Source organism: Vicinamibacteria bacterium (assembly GCA_035620555.1).
Taxonomy (GTDB): domain Bacteria; phylum Acidobacteriota; class Vicinamibacteria; order Marinacidobacterales; family SMYC01; genus DASPGQ01.
This window is the reverse complement of record DASPGQ010000325.1, coordinates 1-4,467: the sequence shown is the minus strand read 5'-3', so window position 1 is coordinate 4,467 and position 4,467 is coordinate 1. Positions and strand designations below refer to the sequence as shown.

General features: G+C 64.0%; 3 protein-coding genes. All 3 read right to left on the bottom strand.

The genetic code is table 11. From position 1 onward, the window contains the following. Nucleotides 1-279: 279 nt before the first annotated feature. A complete protein-coding gene (locus VEK15_13360; protein ID HXV61680.1) occupies nucleotides 280-2,871 on the bottom strand; it encodes a protein kinase in 2,592 nt (863 codons plus the stop codon). Between the two features lie 24 nt (nucleotides 2,872-2,895). Then, nucleotides 2,896-3,216, bottom strand: coding sequence for a hypothetical protein (locus VEK15_13355; GenBank protein ID HXV61679.1), 321 nt, complete (start codon nucleotides 3,214-3,216; stop codon nucleotides 2,896-2,898). A 12-nt stretch (nucleotides 3,217-3,228) separates the two neighbouring features. Further along, nucleotides 3,229-4,467, bottom strand: a 1,239-nt coding sequence (locus VEK15_13350) for a PQQ-binding-like beta-propeller repeat protein (protein ID HXV61678.1), incomplete at its 5' end; no start/stop codon positions are given.

Sequence of the window (4,467 nt, the reverse complement as noted above, 5' to 3'; positions counted from 1 at the left end):
TGCTCTTGTTTGCGCTCGGAGGTGCCTGGGCGATCTATTGGACTCTATGGGCGTCCCAGGACGCGCGGGATTGGGCGGCCCTCGGCGGTTTCGCCTTGGCCTTTCTTGGTCTCGGCGCATTGATACGGCTTGGTCTCGTGGTGGCAGCGCTTGGCGAAGGCGGAGAGACGCGTTCCGAAAATCGTCGCAATGGCAGGTCTCGTCGTCAACGGCGTGGCGGCGCTCTGCCTGGCGCCTTTCTCTTTCCGCTGGCTGTTCTCGATTCTCGATTTCTGATGCTCAGCGTGCGCCGGGGACGCGGGCCTCGAGCTCCTCGAGCCAGTTCAAAACGATGTGGACCTCGGAGCGCTCCTCGCCGCCCTCGACCATCAGGAATCTCTGGCCGTCCGGAGAAACGTCGTAGGTTCGGCTTCCGCTCGCGGGGATGTCGGTGAGAAACGCGCCTTCGAAAAGGGTTTGCGGCATGCTCGCCGTGAAGCGGGGCGCGGTCGCGATCTTCGCCGCCATCATTCGATTTCCGTTACGGTAGAAAAGCTCCTGCCCGTCTCGTGACCAGACCGGATCGAACCCACCCTCCGTCGAGACGACGGTGCGTCTCCCGGGGCCGGGATAGGGCTGGACGTAGATCTCGTCCTGGCCGGAAGCATCCGAGGTATATGCGATGAACCGGCCGTCGGGTGAGAACTTGGGCGAGCGCTCGTTGAACTCGGTGACGACGAACGGCTCTGCCTCGTTCTCGTCCAGGTCGAGAACCCAGATGTCTCGATGACCTGTCCTCTCGTAGTAGGCGAGGCGTTTGCCATCGGGCGAAAAGGAATGGGGGTCCTTGGGAGTGTCACTCGTCAGGAGCAGCTCTGCCTCGCCGCTCCCGTCGGCCGCCTTCGAGTACAGGTCACCCCCCTCGTTCCTTCTGAACACGATCGTTTCTCCATTCGGCGCCCAGACGGGATCCCCACCTGCGCCCGTCGTTACCCTCGTTCTCGTACTGCGCTCGAGGTCGTAGACCCAAATGTCGGGTGGTCCGGTGTTCGTTGCGACTTCGACTAACACTCGAAGACCATCTGCGGAGAGGTGGGGGCGTCGAAAGGGTTGTTTCTCGTCGGTGGCGGGTGAGACGGTGCCGCTCCGATCGACCCAAACGAGTCTTCTGCCGGTGGCGCCTGCGCTGGGGAGATAGAGCAGGGTCCCACTCCGTGAGACGTCCAACTGCCAGTCACTCCCTTGAATGACGGGAACCGGGGAGCCAACGAGCGAAAGCCGCTCGGCATCGAAGGAGACCGCGAAGATATCATTGGGCACGGTAAAGACGAGGTGCCCCTTGGGGAGGTAGCGCACATCGCCGGCGGCTCCCTCGAAGAGGACCCGTGGGGCGTCATCCTCGGGTGATTGCACCATAATGCTTCCACCCGTGGGCGTTAGTAAAAAAACATAGGTGCGGCCGTCGGGCAGAAGCTGAGGGCGCCACGGGCCTTGCGACGTGCTCAAGACGAGCTCCGGAGCGCCTCCGCTTCCTGGAACTTGCCAGACGCCTCCGGTTCCACCGAAACGGAGGACATCGTCCTCGGCCCAGCTAAGACCATTAGGTTGCTCCATCTCGCTGAGTCGAAGCGGCGCTCCTCCGGAGACGTTTACTTTCATGAGCTGTCCATCGTCGTAGTAGGCGATCCACTCCCCATCGGGAGAAAAAGCAAGCTCCCGAGGAGAGCCTTCGGTACCGGGCAGGGACCTGGCCTCGAGCTGATCGAGCTCCCTCACGTGAATCGAGCCGTTCGCCACGTAAGCGAACCGGCTTCCATCGGGAGCGATGGCGATCACCGTGTATTGGCGGGCCGCGAGCTGATCGGGCAGCACGGCGGCGAATCGGGCGACACGCGGGCGGCTCGAACGGGGTGAAAGACCGAAGAAGGCAACTCCGGCAACGAGTACGCCGAGGAGAAAGGTGGCTGCTAGTTTCAGGCGGACTCCGACGCCACCGGGCTTCTCCGCCGTCTCGTCCGAAGGAGTCGCCTCGCCAATCCACCGGAGCTCGTCGGCGAGGTCGTGCATCGTGTGATAGCGGGCTTCGGGCGCCTTGGCGAGACACTTCTTCACGACGCGCTCGAGCGCGAGGGGCGCGAGCGGTTGGAGCCTCGACATCGCCTCCGGCTCCCGCTCCAGGATCGCCCCGATCAAGCTCGCCTGGCTCTTGCCCTCGAATGCCTTCTTTCCCGTGACCATCTCGTAGACGACGGCGCCGAACGCGAAAACGTCCGTCCGAGCGTCGGCCTCTTTCCCTTCGAGCTGTTCGGGGGCCATGTACTGGAACGTCCCCAGGATGGCGCCTTGCTCGGTGAGCGCTTGAGCCTGGGTCGGGATCGCGGAGAGAGCCTCCGCTGCGGCACCCCCCTGCGGGTCGGCGAGCTTCGCCAACCCGAAATCCAGTAGCTTGGCGCCGGTTTCCGTCAAGAAGATGTTGCCGGGCTTCAGGTCGCGATGCACGACGCCGTGGCGGTGTGCCCCCTCGAGTGCGTCCGCGATCTGAGTGGCGTAGCGGAGTGCGGTGTCGAATGGAATGGCGCCTTTCCGCACGATGCGCTCGGCGAGCGATTCGCCTTCGAGGTGCTCCATCACGAGGAAATCGGTGCCGTCGTGGCTGTCGAACTCGTAGAGCGTGCAGATATGAGGGTGGTTCAAGCTGGAGATGCTCTTCGCCTCTCGCTCGAACCGTTGCTTGAGCCCGGCGTCATCGGCAAGTCGCGACGGCAAGACTTTGATGGCGACCGTACGATCGATGCGCGTGTCCTTGGCTTTGTAGACCTCGCCCATCCCCCCGGCACCGATGGGCTCGAGGACCTCGTAGGCGCCGAGCCGGGTACGACTGGCAATGGCCAAGTCGTTCTCTCCTGGAGGGGTATTCTAGTGGAGGACAGAAAAAATGAGCATAGGAAAATCAGTGTTCTCGGTCAAGTGAGAAGGGCAAACGGGCGTGCTCGAGAGAGTCGTCGTACCAAGATGTTTTGTAGTTCGTCGGGCGTATCGTCCGTAGTAGTCGCTGTCGCTTGCGGGCTCGGTGGTCCTGGCGCGGCGGTACACCCGCCTCGCATTGTGATTACTTCGGCGGAGTGGGCTCGGCGCGCAGCCGGTGCGCTCGACGGTGTAGCTCCCGCCGGTAATCTTCCACGTCCCATCGATTCTCATGAGGTGGAACGCGGCCAGGACGAGCACGAGCATCCACATGACGTTTCCTCCTCAATCGTGGGAACCACGCACGTCGTAGCTATACAGCCGGTCCTGCTCCCGCAAATAGAGGCGGCCGCCCGTCACGACGGGGTGGGGCCAGCTGGGCTCGTCAACGTTGGGGATGCGGAAGGACCCGCATTCCTGGTATGCCGCTGGAGAGGCTTCGATCAACACGACGAGACCGTCCTGGTACCTGAAGTAGAGGTGCCCGTCGGCGTAGGCGATGGCGGCCGAGTTCCGCCCGTCGTTCCGGATGGGGCCCCAGGCCACTTCTCCGGTCTCGAAGCGCGTGCTCAAAGGCAGGCCGTTGTTGTGTCCCGTGCCGGTATAGAGGTGGCCTTCGTGGAGCACGATGCCCCCGTGATGGTTCTGAAACGTGCTCGCCTCGAGGAAGTAGACCTCGCGGGCGCTGACACCCTCGCCGCTCGCGGTGAGCTCGAGAAGCGCCGCCCCGGTTCCATATCCCGTCGAGCCGAATACGTGATCGCCGCTCACGATCGGGGTCGCGATATTGGCGACGTCGTTTGCAATCCGGTTGTATCCCCAGAGAAACGCGCCGTCTTCGGCTCGGATACCGACGAGCCCTCGTCCCATGAGCTGAACGTATTGCTTCACGCCGGCGGCGTGGGAGACGACCATCGAGGAGTACCCCGCACCGTCGTCGCCGTTGCCGCCGAGCTCGGGAATGGCGGCGCGCCAAATCTCGTCGCCGGTGAGCTTGTTCAGCGCCACGAGCGCCGCGTCGGGGGCACCCGGGGTGGCGACCACCCGGTCGCCGTCGACCAGAGGTGACTCCGTATAGCGCCAGTTGACGCCGGCGCGCGCCATCATGACGAAACCGCCGAAATCCTCGATGAGATTGCGGCGCCAAAGGACCTCGCCGGTCGCGGCGCGCAAGCACAGGAGGGTTCCCTCGGTGCCGAGAGCGTAGACACGATCGCCGTCCGTCGTCGGTGTGGATCGGGAGCCGGGATAGAGATCGCTATCGGCCCAGCTCGGTCCCACCGCCGTCTTCCAGAGGATCGATCCGTCGTCGTCGCTCAGCGCGAGGACGAACTGGGTGTCGCCGAAATCGCCCATGGTGAAGAGGCGGCCGCTCGCTTCCGAGACGCTCGAGAATCCCCGTCCCAGTCCTTCGGCCTGCCAGAGGAGCGGGGGTCCGCCTTCCGGCCACTCGTGGAGGAGACCGGTGTCGGTCGACTTGCCGTCCCGGTGGGGACCGCGCCACTGCGGCCAGTCGGCGTTTAC

Excerpts from the sequence above, each read along its gene's own strand:
- VEK15_13355 (HXV61679.1), bottom strand. The coding sequence starts at position 3,216 with ATGTGGATGCTCGTGCTCGTCCTGGCCGCGTTCCACCTCATGAGAATC.